An 18,888-nucleotide genomic window follows, 5' to 3' on the forward strand; every position below is an offset into this window, starting at 1 on the left:
AAATCCTTATAGGGCAAGAGACTCAATTGATTAGCTCGTTCTAGATAGAAAACAATTAGCCAAAATCGAAGCAATGTCTTTCTGTGTAAGGGTTTTATCCTTTATAACCCCCCTCCATTGCATAACACAAACCGAAGAACCTCAAATCCTTGCGTTTTTCACCGTCCTCGTCAGGATTATTCAAGTTTGAGCAAGCTTCCTCAAATCTACCTAAAAGCTCATCTTTTAATACCCTCCGTTTCTCCCAAAATAGTTCGCCTCGAAGGATATTAGTCACCTGATTAAATCGGCTGTGGTGATTGTCCAAGAGAATGCCATAGAGGACTTCGAGGTAGAAAAGCAAGAATATTTTAATGACGAGATCTTGATTTGACATCAATAATGATTGAAGATTATCCCGAATCTCTTGCAGCCTGGTGTCAATATTTCCCAATCCTACTATCTTCGTCGTCTGTCTATTGGCATTCATCTTAGCCATCCTCCTGAATAGCTTAGGGTTTCTGACAGAATTAAAATGGAATCAAAGGGTTAAGACGATAGAAAATCTGTGTTTCTACCTCCCGAATTAATTGCTTACGAATCTCTATATCCTCGTAGTTTAACTGATTAAAAGCCGCTTCAAATTTATCCTTAAGATCGCCGTGCAGTAACCGATCATGCAAGGAATAACAATACTCTTTTGTAATGGCACTTGCAGCTGAGTGAAAGTCACCAGTATCATTGGCCTCCAGAAATCCATAGAGAACTTCAAGGTAAAACATTAAAAATGTACCTACAATCAATCTCCCTGTAGGAGTTAAAGAGCTTCCGCTTAAAACTGGCATAAACCGTTTACAAATCTCTCCTTCTCTTAGATAAATTAAATGCTCGAATTCCGTAATTGTATTTGCATCTACTGAGCCTGATAATTGCTGAAAGACATCTCTAAAGTTCTTAATGAACTCATCCTTATCTTGTAGCTCCAGTAAATCAGGAAAATTTTGGTAAAAATACTGGGATCTAATTGCCGTCAGTAATCGGTTTGCACCAATGTCATCACGATATAATGTTTCAGCTGCTGCTGCCGCAGATTCTATAAGATGGACTAAAAAACCGTTAAAAACTTCAAGGTAGAGCAGTAAAAACATCACGACAACTAATTTATCTGGCGGTGCTGGGAAAATGCCCGCAAAAATGTCGCGTATCTCCGCAAGACGGCTGTCAATATCGCCTAATCCTGCTTGTTTTTTCGCTTTTCCACCGGTTAGTGTATTCATGGATATTTACCTCCTGAAAAACTTAATTTTTGTTTAGATCAATAGGGCAATGTCTAGGATATAATCGGCTTCCAAACTGCCGAGAGATTGAAGATTGGGAATAGTTGGCAGTCTGGAGATTAAGGTCAATAGTTACCTATCAACTGCTAGGTTGTTGGGGGTGTTACTTCAGAGCCAAATTCTTGCGTCATTCGATCCACAGAATCAGCAACAATCTTCAGGCTTTCTTCGTAGTTACCTGGTAACTCAAATTTAACTTCAAGATCGATTTGGCTATCATTTTCGGTTTTCCCTAAAGCTCTCTGTAAAGCTCGATTAATTAGGCTGTTCATGACATTAAATACTCCTGATACTGAGTGGTTATTGTTTGAATTATTCCATCGAACATTCCTAAATGGTATGCACGACGGAGCCATCGTTTGCACCAGATTTTCCCAACGACCTTCCATGTCTTTTTGAACTTGTAATTCTTGGCAAACTAAGTCTCTGATTGTTTTGTCATTTTCAGGAAGTGCTAGTAGTACCCCCGTGTCAGCGGGTTCAGGGTTTCCAGAAGAAACATAAAGATCCTTGCGAATCTGCAAACAACTTTGATAAATGAGATGATTGAGGTACTGTTGGGAATTACCCTGTTCGCCAGGTAATAAAACTTCGGAACCTGTAGTATCATTTTCTAGGAGACAGCGACCTCGCTCAGGGTTTGCTTCCCCTTTAGGCTGATTAGGAAATAGGAAAACATCCACGATGTAGCTATAGGCAACTGCCCGTTTTTCTGGCGATTTCTTCAGAGGATCGTTAGTATCTTGCGTCCCCACAGCATAGAGGTCGATCGCGCGATCGAGATCGTAAAGAATTTTATCGAGAACAATTTGGCAGAGAACTGTTTTAGAAGTACAGCCACATTGCAAATAGCAGTCCAGTTTATCCGCAAGCTGATTGCGCTCAATGATCAGCCGTAGCAGCCTTTCTTCAGCTTCATCAAAGGCGGACATCCCATACAGGCCATAGAACAAAATCGGCGGTCGGGCAATCCGCAGCAACCGGAATCCACCGGATGGCTCGAAACCATCCACAAAAAGCTGCAAAGCTTCCAGAAAAGCAGTCAGAGGTGGAGCAGCAGGATAGATCAAGTTCTTACCAACGATGACTAGGCGCCGCAGGCGTTCGACATCCAACTGTGCTGTTGCCCCTAATTGGCGCAAACCCGCGACACTACCCTGACCAGACCTTTGAATGAGCGCATCCATGACGCGACTTAACTCGCCTTCAACCAGGAGAGCGCGAAGATCGCCTTGTCCCTGTTCTTCCAACCGTTGGAAAAGCTGGCGGTAGGCATCGATCCCTCTGGGCCATTCGTTGGGAGCATAAGCCTCTTGAGTTGCCCCGACTAAATTCCGCAGGGCATAGATAACAGCATCCCGGCGCACTTGTAACTCGCTATAGGGAGCCTGTAAGAGATAACGACCGCCGAAGCCGACATTAGAGAGTGCTTCACCCATCATCACAAATAAGACGGAAGCCACTTCATCCAAACTCTGAGCGAACTTGCGATAGATGAGGCTCATGGTAGGAGTCAGCGCCCCAACTAGCCGCGCCAGGCGAGCATAATCTCCCAAGGTGCGACGGATGCCGAAGGTTTTATCCCGCTGTCTGGGATCGAGGGCAAAACGAGCCGAATTCACCCCTTCCTGAATGGCAGAACGAACTGCCATCGCCCAGCCTTCCAATTCTGGGGTCACGTCCTTGAGGATGGAGTTGGTGGTCAGTTCCCGCAAATCCCGCTCCACATCATTGATCGCTTGCTGCATTTCTGCATCGGAGGATGTGGGGGCTTGCTGCAGGGGCATCGGTGTACCAGAAGCCAAAAGAAAGGGAACTCCCTCCGCCTCCTTGTTGATGGCTACTGCTCTAGGATTGTTTTTATAGCGGTTTAGTAATGCCTCTGCTATCTGTTTGGCATCATTGGGATCGCTGACTTTTAATTCTCGCCGCAGAAGATTATCCAACGCCATACGAGAACTACTGTTCGGCATCAGGCCATTATTTTTGGCCATGGCACTACTGTAATTAAACGGATTGCCAGATGAAGTGTTCATAATTTATCAGGGCAAGGAAAAAAGGTGTTGGGGTTGTTTCAGTGATCAGTTATCCCCTATATTCCTAAGTTTTCAGAGCAAAGCGGCTTGTATTTCTTTAAAACTGGGTGAAGATGGGGGAATAGGGGAGGTAAGATGATTAATAACCCGATTGGATAACTGACGGGCGGGAATTTGACCAGTAGCGAGGGCATAACTAGCGGCGCTGACCAGAAATCGCGGCGGTAAATCGGGGGGAACCTCTCCGTGGACTAATTGTCTAGCACCGGCTTGAATCGCTTTTTCATCATCTTCAGAAAAAGGAATAATATCGGCCAGGGCCTGTTGGGCGAGATTGCGACGGGTTTGATAGGCAATTTCATCCACCAGATGGGGAATCAATAATTCCGAGGTGGTTAACAGACGTGCCGGCAGACGGTGAAAACGATTAGGGTTATAGAGTTGCTGCCAAACCGAGCGTAGGCGATCGCCTTCTTGACCAAATCCCATCCGTCGCAACATTTCCGCTAAGATCAAAATTCTCAGATATGCCGTCGGGTGCGCTCCTCCAGGACGATAGGTAAGGGTACGGGGAGCGGGATGAGCCAGAAAAAGTGCCATTCCCCAGGCTGCGGCTGGACCGGCTAATAAAATCGCCGCTAAATCGGCAAAAACTTCCTTATGCCAGCGTCCGTAGATGCGAGTAATACTGGGGTCGCCACTGGTGCCGAGAATGCGACGGATCACCGCTTGACGATTTTCCTGCCAGATCCCCAGATCCGCTTGCAGATTGTGGGCTACTTCGTGGATAAAGACCGGTTGCCAAGGATTATCTCGATCCCAAGGGATGCGGATAATCGGGAAGGGATTAGGTTCTCCCAAAAGACGAGTCAGCAAAACGCCACGACGCATGGTAGCAGGCGAGAAACCGTGTTCCATATAACACAAGGGTTTGAGCATCGGTGCGCGAAATAACCCCGGAGAGGACTCGCGAACGGCCCGATAACAATCGATCGCGATCAGATCATGGGCGGCGAGAGCGGCGGCAAAAGAGGAACCCCTTTGACTAAAAATTTCAAAAAATAGCCCAAAACTACGGCGAGCGCGGTCAATTTCCCGTTCTACCAGTGCTATATCGATTAAAACTCGCTCTATCGGTGACTCGTTCCACGTCCCTTGTAGATGCTGAAGACGACGCTGAATTTGGCGATCAATCTTAGCCAGACGTTGATTAGCTGCCCGAAAATGGTCAGGAGAGGGAGCGTAGGGTAAATCTTGGGGGCGAATCCCCACGGAAGCATAATTTACCCTGACTAGACGACGCGCTCGCGCCGTTAGATCTAAAATTTTATTGTGTAGAAAAGCTCTCGTTCCCATACTGCCCCCATTGCGGTTGGTTGCCTAACTGCCTTGAATCCGAATCGTTACCGGTCCGCGCAGACGATAGCTATGGCTGCGGCCGCAGGTGGGGCAAGGTCGTCCCCCGGACATTGATCGCCGGCCGGGACGGGATCTGGTAGTGAGCGGACGGGCTAAACGGCGCACGGTGCGAGGACTTTGCGCGACTCGGGCGGCGGCACGACGCACGGCAGGAGCCACAGATCGGGCGGGTAAACCTCTTTGGGCAACGGTACGACTAACACCGCGCACAATGCGAGGCACGGCTCTAGCGGCGGCCGGCCCTTGACGACGGGCGAGGGTGCGTGTAGCTTGGCTGACACTACTGACCAATTGCCGGCGAGTTTGCCGCGGTAGTCGCGAGATATTGGGCATAGCGGTCCGCAGGGCAACGGCGGAAACAAAGGGAGCGGCCGCATCGATCGCATCTTCCGTCTCGGCCAGGTCAAATAAGTCCTCCAAAGCCTCAAACTCATCGGCCTCATCAGCCAAAAGTCTTCCGGCCACGTTGGCAATACGTCCGATTAATTGCGCTTGCGGTAGGGGAATCATACTGGCGATCGGTCCGACCACGCGGGCTACGGAACCAATTCCCCGGCCCACTCTTCCAGCAACTTGTCCGACTCTGCGTCCCACATTGCGAGCGATGCGTCCCAAGCGTCGGAAAAACTCGTCCGTGTCCTCCTCGGCCAGGGCATCGGCCAGGGCATCCTCCAGGGCATCGAAACCAGAATCGTAGCCCTGTTCTCCCCAGTCTTCCATCTCGTCAAATCCCTGACCACTACCGAGCATCGATCCGATGCCGCGAATTAAACCACCGATAAAGGCATCATCATCGGCTTCGGCCAGATCGTATTCCCCGAATTCATCCCCGGCATCGTAACTATCGTAATAGTCGCCCCTTTGGGCGGGGCCTTCCACTTGATCGTAAAACAAGTCATCCATGACATCGGTTTCAAAGGCTTGATACATGATTTTTCTCTCCTAATTACAAGGGCAGAAATAGCTATAGGCGCGTGATCATAATTTCCACCGGTCCTTGTAGTCTTAGGCGCTGGGGCAGACCACCGCGACTGGGGCCGGGGCGAACAGAAGTTCTTCTCATCCCCGGGGCGGGACGGGATAACTGCCGTACTAAACGGGGTTGCGCCGCCACTCTCGCCCCGGTTTGTCGGATAGCTTGCGGTAAGCGACTGGGGGATAAACGACGACGAGCGGCGGTTTGTCCGACACTCTGAGCTATCCTCGGCAAAGCTCGCAGGGCAGCCGATCCCTGACGGCGGACTAGATTTCGAGCCACTTGGGTGGTACTGTGAACGATCTGACGACGGAGAGGACTACTGAGGGCGGCACGGCGCAGCACCGGTCTAACCATAGTGCGGGCCGCCATACCAGCTAGTACGGGTAAAGCCTCATCTAGCTCCTCATCGGCAAATAAATCGGCTAAGTCTTCTAGGGCATCCAATTCATCAAAGCCCTGGGCGGCATACTGTTGCAGCAGCGGCGCTACTTGCCCCAAAATGCTGGCCAAGGGATTGGCAGCGCGTCCGGCACGTCCCGCCACTCGCTGCACTTGGCCTGCCACTCGCTGCACCTGTCCAGCTACTCGTCCGGCAGTTTGGACCGCCCGTCCCACCCCCCGGGCTACCCGGCTGGCAGTGGTGGCTCCCCGACGGGCTGCCCCCGCCACCCGGCTAATTCCTCCTAATAATTGTCGGAAAAATTCATCGCTGTCTTCCGCGTCTAGGGCATCGGCAACGGCTTCTTCTAGGGCATCCCAATCATTGACTCCGCTATCGATGAGGTAATCATCGCCGAAATCTTCCCCTAATTCCGCCTCGTATTCGTCTTCTCCCAGAAAGCCCTCTCCTCCCAGATCTTCCCATCCTAATTGGTCTTCGCCAAAACTGTCTTCGGCTTCAAATCCTTCAAAACCTTCGCTTTCCATACCTTCCCAAGCATCGAAGGCTCCCTCATCGGCAAAGGAGGAATTAGCGGCTAAGTCCTCCATAACATCACTTTCAAAAGGCTGATCCATATAAGTACCTTCCTGAGCGCAAGTAGTCGCTAAAATGTCGATAAAATTAAGAACAATTTCGACAGGATTAGGTCTGACCTAACCTTGTCTGTCTTCTCGTATTCCACATCGAGAGCTAGAGCGAGATCTTGCTAAGGAGTATTTTGCTATCTAGCTCTCTATTACTGTTTAGGATAGATTGTTCCTCTCCCTCTTACCAGTCACACGATCTAGGTCACTTATTTGGTGTAACTCATTTAAGGGACGTTGTACCAATTTCAATAGTCGTGACTGACATCTGCAAGCCCAATTCTTCTCTCAGAGCGTAATTGCGCCTTAGAATAGACCTCTTGCAAAAATCAAAAATTGTTGTGAGGGTTAGGAGTCAGTAGCCGGTCGTCAGTAGTCAGGAGAATTAAGAATGAATAATAATCAATTAAATGCTCTATTTAGTGATTTGATGCAATTTTATGCCTATTTTTCTCATTTTTGAACCATCAAAAATTAATTATGCAAGAGGTTTAATGACCAACTAAGTCTGTCATTACTTTTGCAAAATGATATTAGACTTCCTCTAAAAAATTTTAAAACCTCTGGTTGAGTCAGCATTGTCCGAGTCAGCCGTCAAAAGGAAAAAATACAGATCAAAGAGTTTTTGAACTGACAGAAACCTTATTTATCGGACAAAATGCCTGAATTTACTAAACCGAGAAGTCTCCTCTCTCCTGAATCGGTAAGAAGTCTTTGTTTTGGGTCGTCGGTCGTCAACACCAAATCAGGTTACACTTCATCGACCCGAAGGTTAATGCGGATGGAGGGACTCGAACCCACACATCAAAAAGATACTAGAACCTAAATCTAGCGCGTCTACCAATTCCGCCACATCCGCAAATATGTCAGCATACCTCATCATAGCATAAGATACTATAGGAAAGATAAAATTTTTTATTCTTAATAATTTTATGCTCTTAGGTTTTGTCTTTCAGTCCCCCGGCCCGATCCTCTGGGAGATCGGACCGATTTCGGTGCGCTGGTATGGATTTCTCATCGCTATGGCGGTATTATTGGGTGTCACCCTCTCCCAGTACCTAGCTCAAAAAAGAGCGATCAATCCCGATTTAATCGCTGATTTGGCCATTTGGTTAGTAGTGGGAGCCATACCTGCAGCCCGTCTGTACTATGTTCTCTTTCAGTGGCAAGAATACGCGCAAAATCCTGCTGATATTATCGCCATTTGGAAGGGAGGTATTGCTATTCACGGGGCAATTATCGGGGGTTTGCTGGCGGCCCTAATCTTTGCCCGCATTAATCGGGTTTCTCTTTGGCAATTACTCGATCTGGTGGCCCCTTCAGTTATTCTCGGTCAAGCGATCGGACGTTGGGGTAACTTTTTTAATTCGGAAGCTTTTGGCAGTCCGACTAATTTACCTTGGAAGTTGTTTATTCCTCCGGCTAGTCGTCCTTTAGAATATATCGCCGTCGATTATTTTCACCCCACCTTTCTCTACGAATCTCTCTGGAATCTGGCAGTTTTTGCCCTACTCATCTATCTATTTTTCTGGGGTTTAAAACACCCTAGTAAATTAAAAATTGGCACCCTTACCCTAGTCTATTTTATCGCCTACAGTCTAGGTAGATTCTGGATCGAGGGGCTACGCACCGATAGTTTAATGTTTGGGCCTCTAAAAATGGCGCAAATAATTAGTTTAGGAGCGATCGCTATCGGTATTTTCGGGTTATTCTGGTTATATAAACTGCAGCGTCCTTTACCGGATGTGGTGGCGACCGTCAGTTATAATCAAAAGTTACCCTAGCTAACCCTGACAATGGATCTAGTAACGATTTTTCAACAGGTTTTAAACGGTTTATCGATCGGTAGTGTCTATGCTATTTTTGCCCTCGGTTACACTTTGATTTTTTCCATTTTAGGGATTATCAATTTTGCCCATGGCGCAATTTTTACCCTCGGTGCCTATTTTACCTACGCTCTAGCGGGGGGAGTTTTCGGGTTTAATGGTTTATTGGCTAATGCCAAATTACCCTTTTCCTTACCCTTTTTTTTAGCACTCTTGCTAGGCTGTATCCTTTCAGGTTTCACCTCGGTTCTTCTGGAAAGATTGGCCTTTAAACCCCTCCGGGTACGGGGTTCCGATTCTCTCTTAACTCTGGTTTCTAGCCTAGGGGCAGCCGTGGTGATTGTCAATGTCATTCAATACTTATTCGGGGCAGAAATTTATACTTTTCCCGATGGGATTTATGGCAATCTTCCCCCCGCAATTAATTTCGGTACAGCCGATCGCCCCGTGGCAATTCGCACAATTCAGATTATTATTTTTCTGGTTTCAGCAGTTATGGTGGCTTTGCTAACTTATTGGGTTAATTTCACCAAAATGGGCAAAGCTTTACAAGCGGTAGCTGAAGATGTCACCACGGCCAGTTTGTTGGGGATCAATCCCGAAAAATTTATCGTGATTACCTTTTTTATTAGTGGTGCCTTGGCAGGTTTAGCAGGAACTTTAGTCGGTTCTAGTGTTAGTATCGCTGGCCCCTATTTCGGTATTGCTTTCGGATTAAAAGGTTTAGGAGTGATTGTTTTAGGGGGATTGGGAAGTATCCCCGGAGCAGTAATCGGTGGTTTATTATTGGGTATTGCCGAAGCTTTTGTTCCCGCAGAATATTCCGGTTATCGAGAGGCGATCGCTTTTGCTATTCTCTTTATTATGTTGTTAGTTCGTCCCCAGGGTTTACTAGGCAGAAAGTTAATTCAAAAAGTCTAAGTAGGTTTAATTGGCCGAGAGAAAAACTGTTTTTCCCGACAAGGAAGATTGATAGGCAGCGTAGGCCACTTCTAGGGCATAAAGACTGGCTTGGGGAGTAACATAAAGAGGAGACCGATCAAAGAGATAATCTAGCACCATAGCGGTATCTTTGGCAAAAAGACCGCGACGGGTTTCCACTTCTAAAGCTTGGCTACCTTCACTATTAATTAACTGCCCTGTTTCCCCTTCAAAAATTAAGCTACCTGCCTCGCCATGAATAGTGAAAGTTCGCTCATTTTGCCAAAAAACTTCGCCTTTGCCGTAGGTAACTTCAGCAATTAAGCCATTTTTAAATAATAACTGTGCCTCACACAAACAGGCCAGAAAATAATCGGATTCCGGGGCATTCCAATAACGACAATGACAGGATACGGACTCCACTTCCCCAAATAAATTAGTCAAGCGATGGATACGAGAAAGGGCCGCAATCAAGGGAAAACCGAATAAATCCCGATGAAATGTCCAGCGCCGGGGTGCTGGTCTGCCGGGGGCGATCGTGGTATAACGGGCTAGGTGGATATTGCCGAGGCTGGCTAAATACTGCTGTTGGGTTTGATGCAGTCCCCCCAAAAGTTCAATATGTTCGACGTGCAGTAATTTGTTCTCGGTTTCGGCTAGGGTGATTAATTCTGCTGCCGCTGCCGGGTGGAAAGCCAGGGGATACTCGACGATAACGTGCTTACCGGATTTTAAAGCAGTACGGGCGATCGAGGCATGGGCCTGATTAACGTTGGCAATGACAATCAGATCGAGATCAGGATGACTGGCCAGGCTTACTGCCGAATCTAGGGCAGAAATTTGGTATTTTTGCGAGAAATTAGCGATCGATTCGGGACTATTACCGCTAAAGTACAGAAGCTGGGCGCGATCATCCGCTTGCAAGCTTTCAGCGCGACGTTGAGCGGCGAACCCTGTGCCAACTATACCAATTTTTAGGGGACGATGAGAAGTCATCAGGGGCATTCTGGCGACGCTTTATCTTGGCAATCAACTCATCTATTATCTCAAAAATAGCGCCCTAAAAGATGTGGAGGGGTGAATTCATGTTTTAAATGGGCAACGCCAATTTTTTGCTCCTGTTTAGGACCTAGAGCTTCTAAACCGCGATCGGTTGTCGGGGAGCATGACGACGAGGGGAAACCACCACGGGAGTGGGCGACACTGCACAGGTTAATTCTAGAGACTGTTCTAAACTAACCACCCGATTGAGTTGTTGCCATTCAGCACTAAAAGGAGGCATCGCTAGAGCGCAGGCTTTCCAATGAGCTTCGACGGGAACATCTAGTTGTTGACAAGTGCCACCGCGCCGACCCTGGGTTTGATAGTATCGGCAGTATCGACAGGAAGAGGTAAGAAAGTTTGCGGCTTGCATGGGTTAGCTTTAAAAGGAAGATGATTATAAGGAACTCAAGGGATGACTCTCTTTTCGCTCTGTGTAATATTGTCCTACCCTGTGCCAAGGGTATTTTCCTGACTACCATAGCTAGGACTGATACGCCATATAGTTTTTAGTGATCCCCAAAAAAAATTTTATTTTTAGAATCTTTTAATAGTTACTTTGCAAAAAGCAGCACTGTCTCAAAACTGAAGAGTTCAACTCAGTTGTGGCCGAGGTTATCGGCTCTAGTATCGCCGATAACAAACCGGGGATCAAGCCTTAGCCGAATAGAATTGATGAATACAGGTTCAATTAAGACAGAAAAGATCGGCCAATTGATTCCCGACTCAAAACCACTCTTTCCACAAGACTATAAAAAAATTTAATCTTTTACCCCGCCCGACTGGGCAAAACAAAAAGCACAACATTGCCAACGCTCAAGCTCTCCGGAGGGACTGGGAGACTGACAACGAGGACAAATCGGCCAAGATCGGGTTCTATGAACTATTTTCTGGCTCCAACTCTCTAAACTGTCCGGTTGCTGGGGATTTTCTGGCGGTTTTTCCGGGGTGACATAACTAGGATGATCTCTCAGGGATTTAGGTGCGATCGCTTCTGGAGGAATTAACTGACTATCTTGCTGCCAACGGGCAGCAGAAAAGCGGATATCGCCCAAGGGAGTCTCTAACTGACTATTAAGCCGTTTTAATAAGCTATAGCGTTGTAAAGACAATTCCTGGGCTAAAGCGGCGCTACTGGTAGCCACCGATAAAACCCCGCGACTCAGGGAAAAAGGCCGGGTTTGCTCAAGCAGACGGGGATTAATAATTTTTGGCCATAATTGCAGCACTTGATCATACTGGCGATATTCTTCCCAACCCACCTGTTGAGTAATAGCCGCCAAAATTTTGTCAAGAGAATGTAAAGACATCTGGAAAATCTAGGGAATACCACGGTACACTAGGACGAAAAAACCCCCTAACTTTTCAGCATAACCTTTAATACCCTCATGAAATCCGATCGATCCCCATCCCCCCAAGATTCCCCTCTCTCGATCGTTCATCAACCCAGTTCAGCCATCGATCCCGCTCGGGAACCAGAATACCTAGAAGCTGCTGTCATTAACGTCTATCCCCAAGCTGAAGATCTCTTTTTTACCCCTTGGGGTATCCGGGCAATGGTGATCTTTTTAATTGCTAATAGTCTCCTCAGTCTCAATCAATGGTTAACCAATACTACCCCCACCCCGAGGAAAACTGAGAATTCCCCCCTCGAGCAGCGCCAAAATAACTCCCGCCACCTCGATCGATTGATAGCGATCGCTCGTCCGGTACAGAAAACTCCTCAAACCAGTCCGATCGTTAATATTCCCGCTCCTCCGGTTAAAACTAGCCCGATCGCTAACATTCCCGCCCCACCAGTGGTTCAGAGTCCCCCCACCGCTATCAATCTGACTAATGCCCTCTTACCCCCGAATCCGCCACCATCCCCAATGCCGGCCCATCAATTACCCGTCAGTAAGATCAAGCAATCTTTACCCGTCGCCCCCCCGAACCCCAGCACCCCGCCCGTATCTTCCCTAGTTTCTGCACCACCGCCACCACCGCCCCAAGTCACCCCCGCCCCCTCGACCGCGATCATTAACGAACGAATGTTGGAGGAATTGCGTCAAAGAGAAGAATCACCCGCTAATTTACCCTTTTTTCAACGGGAAAAAGCCCGTCGCTTGGCCAATCAAAACCGACAGGAGGCGGTGGAGTTAATGAAACAGTTACCGCCAGAATTACAAGCATCCCCTTCTCCCAGTAGTCCGGCACCTTCAGAAACAGCCGATCCCTCCCAGTCCCCCGTCCCTAGTTCTATCATTATTGATAGGAGCGGCACTTCGGTAAACTATTAGGGTTCCTATCGGGAGGACGGCAATGGGTTTGTTTGATCGCATGGGCCAAGCAATTCGCGCCCAAGTCAATAGTCTGATTCAGGAAAATCAAGATCCCGAAAAACTGCTGGAAAAGGCGATCTTGGCGATGGAAGGGGAATTGATGCAAATGCGACAAGCCCTGGCGGCAGCCGTCGCTACCCAGAAACGTACCGAGCGCCAACGACAACAACAGGAAAAAGCGGCCCAAACTTGGCACGAACGCGCCCAATTAGCCCTACATCACGGTAACGAGGAACTCGCCCGCCAAGCTCTCAGCCAATGGCAAACCTATCAAAGTCAGATCGCCCCCCTACAAACCTCCCTGCAACAACAGACGGCTATTATACAAAAGTTAAAGAAAGAACTCTTGACAATTGAACGCAAATATGCTGAGATGAAAGCACAAAAAAGCCTTTATGTGGCCAGATTGCGATCGGCGAGTGCCAGTCAAAAAGCCCAAGAAATTATGGGCAGTTTGAACAGCAGTCAGATGGGAACTATTTTCGAGAAATTAGAAGCAAAAGTCCTAGAAGCCGAATCCCAAGCCGATTTAATCGGGTATAAAGACCCCTTAGAGCGACAATTCCAAGATTTGGAGGGACAAAAACAAATTGAAGCGGAATTACTCAAGTTAAAACAAGAAAACTTGGATGGGTGATGTGGGAAGTGGGGTGTGGGGTGTGGGGTGTAGGGTGTGGGGTGTGGGGTGTGGGGAGAAAAAAGCTGTCTCCTGACTCTTGACTCCTAACTCCTATCCCCTATCCTAGCTCTCGTGGTTTATATTGGATAATAAGCCGTTAGGCAAGATAGGAAATTTTAAGAACAGTTAACTGATTTAGTACACACCGAGAGGAACAAGAGCGTCATGGGTTTATTCGATCGCCTTAGCCGAGTTGTCCGAGCTAACCTCAATGATATGGTGAGCAAGGCTGAAGATCCAGAAAAAATGCTGGAACAAGCTGTCAGTGATATGCAAGAGGATCTAGTACAGGTACGTCAAGCGGTCGCTAGAGCGATCGCCGAACAGCGACAAACGGAACAAAAATACAGCAAAGACCAGTCAGAAGCCAATAAATGGGAACAAAGAGCCAAATTAGCCCTTTCTAAAGGGGATGAAACTCTCGCCAGGGAAGCTCTTAAACGCAAGAAAGATTTCACGGAAACCGCCGCCATTCTCAAAAATCAACTGGATCAGCAAACGGTACAGGTAGATAGTCTGAGAAAAAACTTGATTGCGCTCGAAAGTAAGATTTCTGAGGCAAAAACCAAGAAAAATATGTTAGTAGCTCGCTCCAGAGCCGCAAAAGCTAACGAAGAAATCCAAAAAACCCTCGGCAGTATCGATACCAGTAGTTCCATGTCCGCTTTTGAGCGCATGGAAGAAAAAGTTGTGCAGATAGAAGCCCGTAGTCAAGCGATCGGTGAATTGGGTGGCATCGACATGGAACGTCAATTCGCTGCACTAGAATCGGGTAGCGATGTGGAGGATGAATTAGCAATGCTGAAAGCACAAATGTCCGGGGGAGCATTACCGGGTACAGCTTCTAGTCAACCCACTTTACCCCAAGCAACCACCGTCAGGGATTCGGCAGTGGATGCGGAATTAGAGGAATTGCGATCGAAGTTAAAAGAACTGTAAAACTTTGAGAGCGTCGAGACGTACTATCTACGGTACGTCTCTATTTATTAATTTTGTTGTTGAGATAGGGAATAAGCTAAGAGGAATTTTAACCGCCTATCCTTAGATTAGTTCTCCCCCAATCCCTTTACTTTTGCCTCTTGGCTCATCTCAACAAGCAATTTAAATACGCGGGCAGCTTATCCCTGTTCTTATTACTAGACAAGGGCAGCTTTGTCGATATTAAACATCTGATTAGGTTTTGCCGAGCAGAATTATCCACCCTATTCCGTTAATCCTTCAGCGTGTTTAACCGAGCGTAGTTGGTTAAGAAATTGCTCTATTTCTTGAGTTTTATCAATCCTGGGCGGTAAATTAAAGCCATATTCAAGAGGAGCATCAATAACAAGAATTTTTTGATTATTGATGTTACTTTCGTCAATCAACCATAAAGCATGAGTTTGATAAGCTGGAATCACTAATAATCTGACTATGATATTTTCTTCAGGGATATTTTCATCAATCCAGCTAATAGCTTGATCGAATTTTTCTGCTAATTCCGATTGAAAAATTCCATCCACAGACCAATCTGTAGGTTCACTGCCAAGGCTACTAGAGCGAGCGTAGGCGATCGGGGTATTATCTGATTTTACTTGCAGATGCCATTGCCCTGATGGACGAGCTAAACGGGTTAAATCGTTGGTTGGTTCAACCACTGCATTTGCGGGTAGATTCCAGACATCTACACTTTCATGCAAAGCAGGGGAAACTGCACCGAGAGACTCAGTTATTCTAGACAAGCTAAAACCTACTTTTCTTTGTAATTGAGTTAAAACGTCATCGGGTAAAGTTTTAAAATGTGCCATTTTAGTTTATCTCCTAATATTAATCCATGTCCATCGCCATTGACCTTCGCCATAGGCAGTTTTAACTCGATCGTAGGGAATAATTATTTCACCCCGCCAAGGATCATAAATGATGACCTGGGGGACTGAATCAATTATATCCCAACCGACTACTAAAACGGCATGACCCCCTCCTCCATTCCATTTAAAACCGATTTCTACTGCACGTTGATTATCAAGTTCAGTTTGTAAGGTGGTAAATTCAATCAAACCATTAATATAAATTGGATTAAAACTATACCTTACCCACATAGGAGCAATATTAAGAATTGGCAAGGGTTTATTGCACAATGAACTATTGGGTGAACTGCAACAACCTGTTAATTCAAAAGCAACATTGGCAAGGTTACATTGCTGCGTTGTGATGTCATCATTTTGCTGAAAAACCATCTGCATTGAAGCCGCCCAACACCATTGGGTTTGTTCTTGTTTAATCCAAGTGATTTTGTTAATTCTAGTGGCTTGCCCTAGGGTATCATCGCTGACAAAAGCTAAAAAAGCTGCTGCTTGTAAAATGATCGGCTTTCCTTGTTCAACTCTTAAAGGCATCGATTTTTTCTGGGAGTGATATAAAGTAATTGGAAAAAGAGTAACTCAGCAGCATAACTTTGTTACTCTTAATTATCATTAGAACAGTGATTCTAAAACTCAGCACTAATAGAAATTCCAACAGACACACGACCTAGAGCATCTTCCCCCGTCTGAGCAAAAGCAACTATTCTCTGAGGAAGAGTGTTAGGAGGTGTTTCCCAGTCTAGATTAATTGCAGCACCTGTAATTAATTTTGTCCAATCAGGAGCGGCACCATCTCCTATGGTTTCTCCCACTGCATCCACAAGTGCATCAGCAATAACTTTAGCTAAACCTTTACTTGCTGCAGATAAAAAGACTTTGGCCGCTTCTTCAGGAGTGCCTCCTAAGCTACCACTTAAGTCAGCAGGTAATTGAATACCGTCAATTTTTGCCATATTTAACACTCTACTTTCATTTGATGTTTTTAGTCTATCTGACTGACATAAAAATAACATTTGGATCGACTATCAATATGTTCTTTAATTAATTCTTCATTTTTTATTGATTAAATGCTAGTTACTAAACGGTAAACAACGGAAATTGTCGGTATTTTTATTAAGCCTCTTTACAAAAGTCGGATAATAACGGATAATGACGGTAGATGGTAATCTGGCTGAAAGCAAAAAAGTCATTCACATGGATACTCAAGAGATTTTTAACCTTATTGATGAGGTGGTTTTTAGGCAAACAGGAAAACACCTAGATACTTTACAATTGGGGATTTTAAAAAGCGTTTTTAATGGTTATAAATATGCTCAAATCGCCCAAGATTATAAATGCAGTGAAGGTCATGCTAGAGATAAAGCCTATGAACTTTGGCACATTCTCTCAGAAGCATTAGGCGAAGATTTAAACAAATCAAATGTTCGATCAGCAATTGAAAGATTAATAATTACTAATAGTAGCAATAACTTGGTTAATTCTGGACAAATTGAAAAACTTAATTTTTGTCCCAACTCCCCTCAATATCCTGAAAACTTAGCCATGGATAATTCTGATATAATTGAAACCGAAAACTTGTTGATTGAAGAAAGAAAAATTAAAAGAAGCAAAACTAGAAACCGTTCCCAGACTGGTGCAAGTAGGGCTAACTGCTGAACAAATTGCTCAAGCCCTCGATTTACCTTTGTCATTAATTTTAGAAACTTTAAGGTAATTTCTTAATGGATAGCACAATAGTTTTTTTTCAAAATCTCACAAAGAATCGAGGCAATGTTATCCTTAATGTCTCTCGGCTTATTAGTTTATAATCTCGGTCAGGGAGAACTGAGAAATAGCTTACAGCCCTTCTCATAAAGATGAAGTATAACCTAAATTGGTATCTACGACCGAAGAGCAGTTAATGTTAACCGTTCTGGCGTTCCCAAAAAAGAGAAACTTGTACCTCATCATTATAAAAAATTCCCAAACAATGGCGCTCAAAACCCTTTAATTCTGAAGATAATCCTAAGATTCAGCCCGAAAAAGAGCCAGAAAGGTGAGGATAGCTAGGATGGAAGTGAAAAGCAATTTTGACTCGAAATTATCCCAAGGGATCGATCGCATTTAACGAAACCCTTACCCCAACAGCATAAGACAAGAGAAGGACTTACTAAGGAGAAACCCAGCCATGAAAATCGGCGTAATCAAAGAAAGTGACCAAGGCGAGGCGCGGGTGGCGCTAGTGCCGGATACCGTCGCCCGTTTAGTCAAGGCGGGATTTGAGGTAATTGTCGAAAATGGGGCGGGAATTAGCGCTAACTTTGCCGATAGTGCCTATAGTGCCGTGGGAGCCGCCCTGAGCGAAAACAGCGAATATATCTATGAAACTGCCGATATTATTCTCAAAGTCGTCCCTCCTAGCGATAGCGAGATCGATCGCCTCAAAAATGGTGGTATCCTCCTCGGCTTTCTCGATCCCCTGCGTCAACCCCGGCGCATTGCCAAATTAGCCGAGCGCGGGATCACCGCTTTGAGTATGGAATTAATTCCCCGCAGTAGTCGCGCCCAGAGTATGGATGCCCTCTCCTCTCAGGCTAACCTCGCCGGTTACAAAGCGGTACTCCTCGCCGCCGTTGAGCTGCCGAAAATGTTCCCGATGATGACTACCGCCGCCGGGACGATCGCCCCAGCCAAAGTGCTGGTATTGGGGGCAGGAGTTGCCGGATTGCAAGCTTGCGCTACCGCCCGCCGTTTGGGGGCAGTGGTGGAGGCTTTTGATATTCGTCCCCAAGTCAAAGAAGAAGTGCAGAGTGTCGGGGCGAAATTTATTGAAATGCCCCTAGAAGAAGATACCGTCGCCGATAACGGTTACGCCAAAGAGGTTTCTCTTAGCACACAGGAGCGCATTTGTCAAGCCTTGGCCGAACCAATTAAGCGGGCTGATGTGGTGATCACCACCGCCCAAGTACCGGGGAAACAGGCCCCCCTGCTAGTCACCAAAGAAATGATCGCCACCATGAAACCGGGGTCGGTAATCGTTGATTTAGCGGCGGAACAGGGCGGAAATTGCGCCTACACCCAACCGGGACGAGAAATAATCGAAAATGGTGTAAAAATCGTCGGAGCCGTTAATCTTCCTGCCACAGTGGCCACCAATGCCAGCCAGATGTACGCCAAAAACCTGCAAATGCTGCTACAGCTTTTAGTCAGCAAAGACGGCAGTTTAAACCTCGATTTTGCCGATGACATCATTGATAGTGCCTGTGTCACCCACGCCGGCGAAATCCGCAACCAACGCATTAAATCCGCCCTCAGTGAACAGTTATCAGCTTTTTAGCTATCAGGATTCAGGATTCAGGAGGCAGGAGTCGGTCGTCAGGAGGCAGCTTTATTCTCCCCACACCCCACACCCCAACCCCCCCACCCCCCCCCCCCCCACCCCCACCCCAAACCCCAAATTATTTACACAATACCGGCCCCAAAATTAAACCCTGTGGGGGGATTTTT

Annotated in this window: 18 protein-coding genes, 1 tRNA gene and 1 pseudogene; 7 read left to right on the top strand and 13 right to left on the bottom strand. The window is 46.5% G+C overall.

Features of this window, described 5'->3' with window-relative positions; translation table 11 throughout:
• Positions 1-94: 94 nt before the first annotated feature.
• The 7 genes from O9332_RS25310 to O9332_RS25340 all read right to left on the bottom strand — a co-directional run bounded on the left by O9332_RS25310 (position 95) and on the right by O9332_RS25340 (position 7,635).
• Positions 95-469 (bottom strand): hypothetical protein, encoded by a 375-nt coding sequence (locus O9332_RS25310; protein ID WP_288027851.1) that lies wholly within the window; start codon positions 467-469, stop codon positions 95-97.
• A gap of 40 nt (positions 470-509) precedes the next feature.
• Positions 510-1,256 (bottom strand): hypothetical protein, encoded by a 747-nt coding sequence (locus O9332_RS25315; RefSeq protein ID WP_288027853.1) that lies wholly within the window; start codon positions 1,254-1,256, stop codon positions 510-512.
• A gap of 146 nt (positions 1,257-1,402) precedes the next feature.
• A complete protein-coding gene (locus O9332_RS25320) occupies positions 1,403-3,352 on the bottom strand; it encodes a hypothetical protein (protein ID WP_002757668.1) in 1,950 nt (649 codons plus the stop codon).
• Positions 3,353-3,424: 72 nt separating this feature from the next.
• Positions 3,425-4,708: a hypothetical protein gene (locus O9332_RS25325; RefSeq protein ID WP_002757670.1), complete on the bottom strand. Its 1,284-nt coding sequence runs from the start codon at positions 4,706-4,708 to the stop codon at positions 3,425-3,427.
• A gap of 24 nt (positions 4,709-4,732) precedes the next feature.
• Positions 4,733-5,701: a hypothetical protein gene (locus O9332_RS25330; RefSeq protein WP_002757672.1), complete on the bottom strand. Its 969-nt coding sequence runs from the start codon at positions 5,699-5,701 to the stop codon at positions 4,733-4,735.
• Positions 5,702-5,735: 34 nt separating this feature from the next.
• Positions 5,736-6,767: a hypothetical protein gene (locus O9332_RS25335; protein ID WP_002757673.1), complete on the bottom strand. Its 1,032-nt coding sequence runs from the start codon at positions 6,765-6,767 to the stop codon at positions 5,736-5,738.
• A gap of 785 nt (positions 6,768-7,552) precedes the next feature.
• Positions 7,553-7,635, bottom strand: a tRNA-Leu gene (locus tag O9332_RS25340).
• Between the two features lie 73 nt (positions 7,636-7,708).
• On the opposite strand from O9332_RS25340, the gene lgt reads away from it, so the two are divergent.
• Both lgt and O9332_RS25350 read left to right on the top strand, forming a co-directional pair.
• Entirely contained in the window at positions 7,709-8,560 is an 852-nt protein-coding gene (gene lgt, locus O9332_RS25345; protein WP_002757674.1) for a prolipoprotein diacylglyceryl transferase, read from the top strand.
• A gap of 12 nt (positions 8,561-8,572) precedes the next feature.
• Positions 8,573-9,523: a branched-chain amino acid ABC transporter permease gene (locus tag O9332_RS25350; protein ID WP_002757675.1), complete on the top strand. Its 951-nt coding sequence runs from the start codon at positions 8,573-8,575 to the stop codon at positions 9,521-9,523.
• A gap of 6 nt (positions 9,524-9,529) precedes the next feature.
• Here O9332_RS25350 and O9332_RS25355 read toward each other — a convergent pair whose 3' ends face one another.
• The 3 genes from O9332_RS25355 to O9332_RS25365 form a co-directional block, all read right to left on the bottom strand.
• Positions 9,530-10,528: a Gfo/Idh/MocA family protein gene (locus tag O9332_RS25355; RefSeq protein WP_002757676.1), complete on the bottom strand. Its 999-nt coding sequence runs from the start codon at positions 10,526-10,528 to the stop codon at positions 9,530-9,532.
• 133 nt (positions 10,529-10,661) lie between these two features.
• The gene (locus O9332_RS25360) at positions 10,662-10,937 is read right to left on the bottom strand and encodes a hypothetical protein (RefSeq protein WP_002757677.1); all 276 of its coding nucleotides are present in this window, start codon (positions 10,935-10,937) and stop codon (positions 10,662-10,664) included.
• Between the two features lie 388 nt (positions 10,938-11,325).
• On the bottom strand, positions 11,326-11,874 hold the full coding sequence (locus O9332_RS25365; RefSeq protein WP_002757678.1) for a DciA family protein: 549 nt from the start codon (positions 11,872-11,874) through the stop codon (positions 11,326-11,328).
• 78 nt (positions 11,875-11,952) lie between these two features.
• Between O9332_RS25365 and O9332_RS25370 the strand changes: the two genes are divergently transcribed.
• The 3 genes from O9332_RS25370 (at position 11,953) to O9332_RS25380 (ending at position 14,503) form a co-directional block, all read left to right on the top strand.
• Complete coding sequence (locus tag O9332_RS25370; protein ID WP_002757679.1) at positions 11,953-12,843, top strand: hypothetical protein; 891 nt, start codon at positions 11,953-11,955, stop codon at positions 12,841-12,843.
• A 22-nt stretch (positions 12,844-12,865) separates the two neighbouring features.
• Positions 12,866-13,522 carry a PspA/IM30 family protein gene (locus tag O9332_RS25375; RefSeq protein WP_002757680.1) on the top strand — a complete coding sequence of 219 codons (657 nt, stop codon included), beginning with the start codon at positions 12,866-12,868 and terminating at the stop codon, positions 13,520-13,522.
• A gap of 207 nt (positions 13,523-13,729) precedes the next feature.
• On the top strand, positions 13,730-14,503 hold the full coding sequence (locus tag O9332_RS25380) for a PspA/IM30 family protein (RefSeq protein ID WP_002757681.1): 774 nt from the start codon (positions 13,730-13,732) through the stop codon (positions 14,501-14,503).
• Positions 14,504-14,766: 263 nt separating this feature from the next.
• Here the strand turns inward: O9332_RS25380 and O9332_RS25385 are convergent, their stop codons facing one another.
• The 3 genes from O9332_RS25385 to O9332_RS25395 form a co-directional block, all read right to left on the bottom strand.
• The gene (locus tag O9332_RS25385) at positions 14,767-15,348 is read right to left on the bottom strand and encodes a hypothetical protein (RefSeq protein WP_002757683.1); all 582 of its coding nucleotides are present in this window, start codon (positions 15,346-15,348) and stop codon (positions 14,767-14,769) included.
• A gap of 6 nt (positions 15,349-15,354) precedes the next feature.
• On the bottom strand, positions 15,355-15,936 hold the full coding sequence (locus tag O9332_RS25390; protein ID WP_002757684.1) for a C39 family peptidase: 582 nt from the start codon (positions 15,934-15,936) through the stop codon (positions 15,355-15,357).
• 92 nt (positions 15,937-16,028) lie between these two features.
• Complete coding sequence (locus O9332_RS25395; protein ID WP_043998890.1) at positions 16,029-16,355, bottom strand: hypothetical protein; 327 nt, start codon at positions 16,353-16,355, stop codon at positions 16,029-16,031.
• Positions 16,356-16,596: 241 nt separating this feature from the next.
• Between O9332_RS25395 and O9332_RS25400 the strand changes: the two are divergent.
• Both O9332_RS25400 and O9332_RS25405 read left to right on the top strand, forming a co-directional pair.
• Positions 16,597-17,116: pseudogene (locus tag O9332_RS25400) on the top strand (helix-turn-helix domain-containing protein).
• 453 nt (positions 17,117-17,569) lie between these two features.
• Entirely contained in the window at positions 17,570-18,718 is a 1,149-nt protein-coding gene (locus O9332_RS25405; protein ID WP_288027858.1) for a Re/Si-specific NAD(P)(+) transhydrogenase subunit alpha, read from the top strand.
• Positions 18,719-18,888: the final 170 nt, after the last annotated feature.

Origin of the sequence: Microcystis sp. LE19-10.1B, from assembly GCF_027530565.1 — a bacterium.
Taxonomy (GTDB): domain Bacteria; phylum Cyanobacteriota; class Cyanobacteriia; order Cyanobacteriales; family Microcystaceae; genus Microcystis; species Microcystis aeruginosa.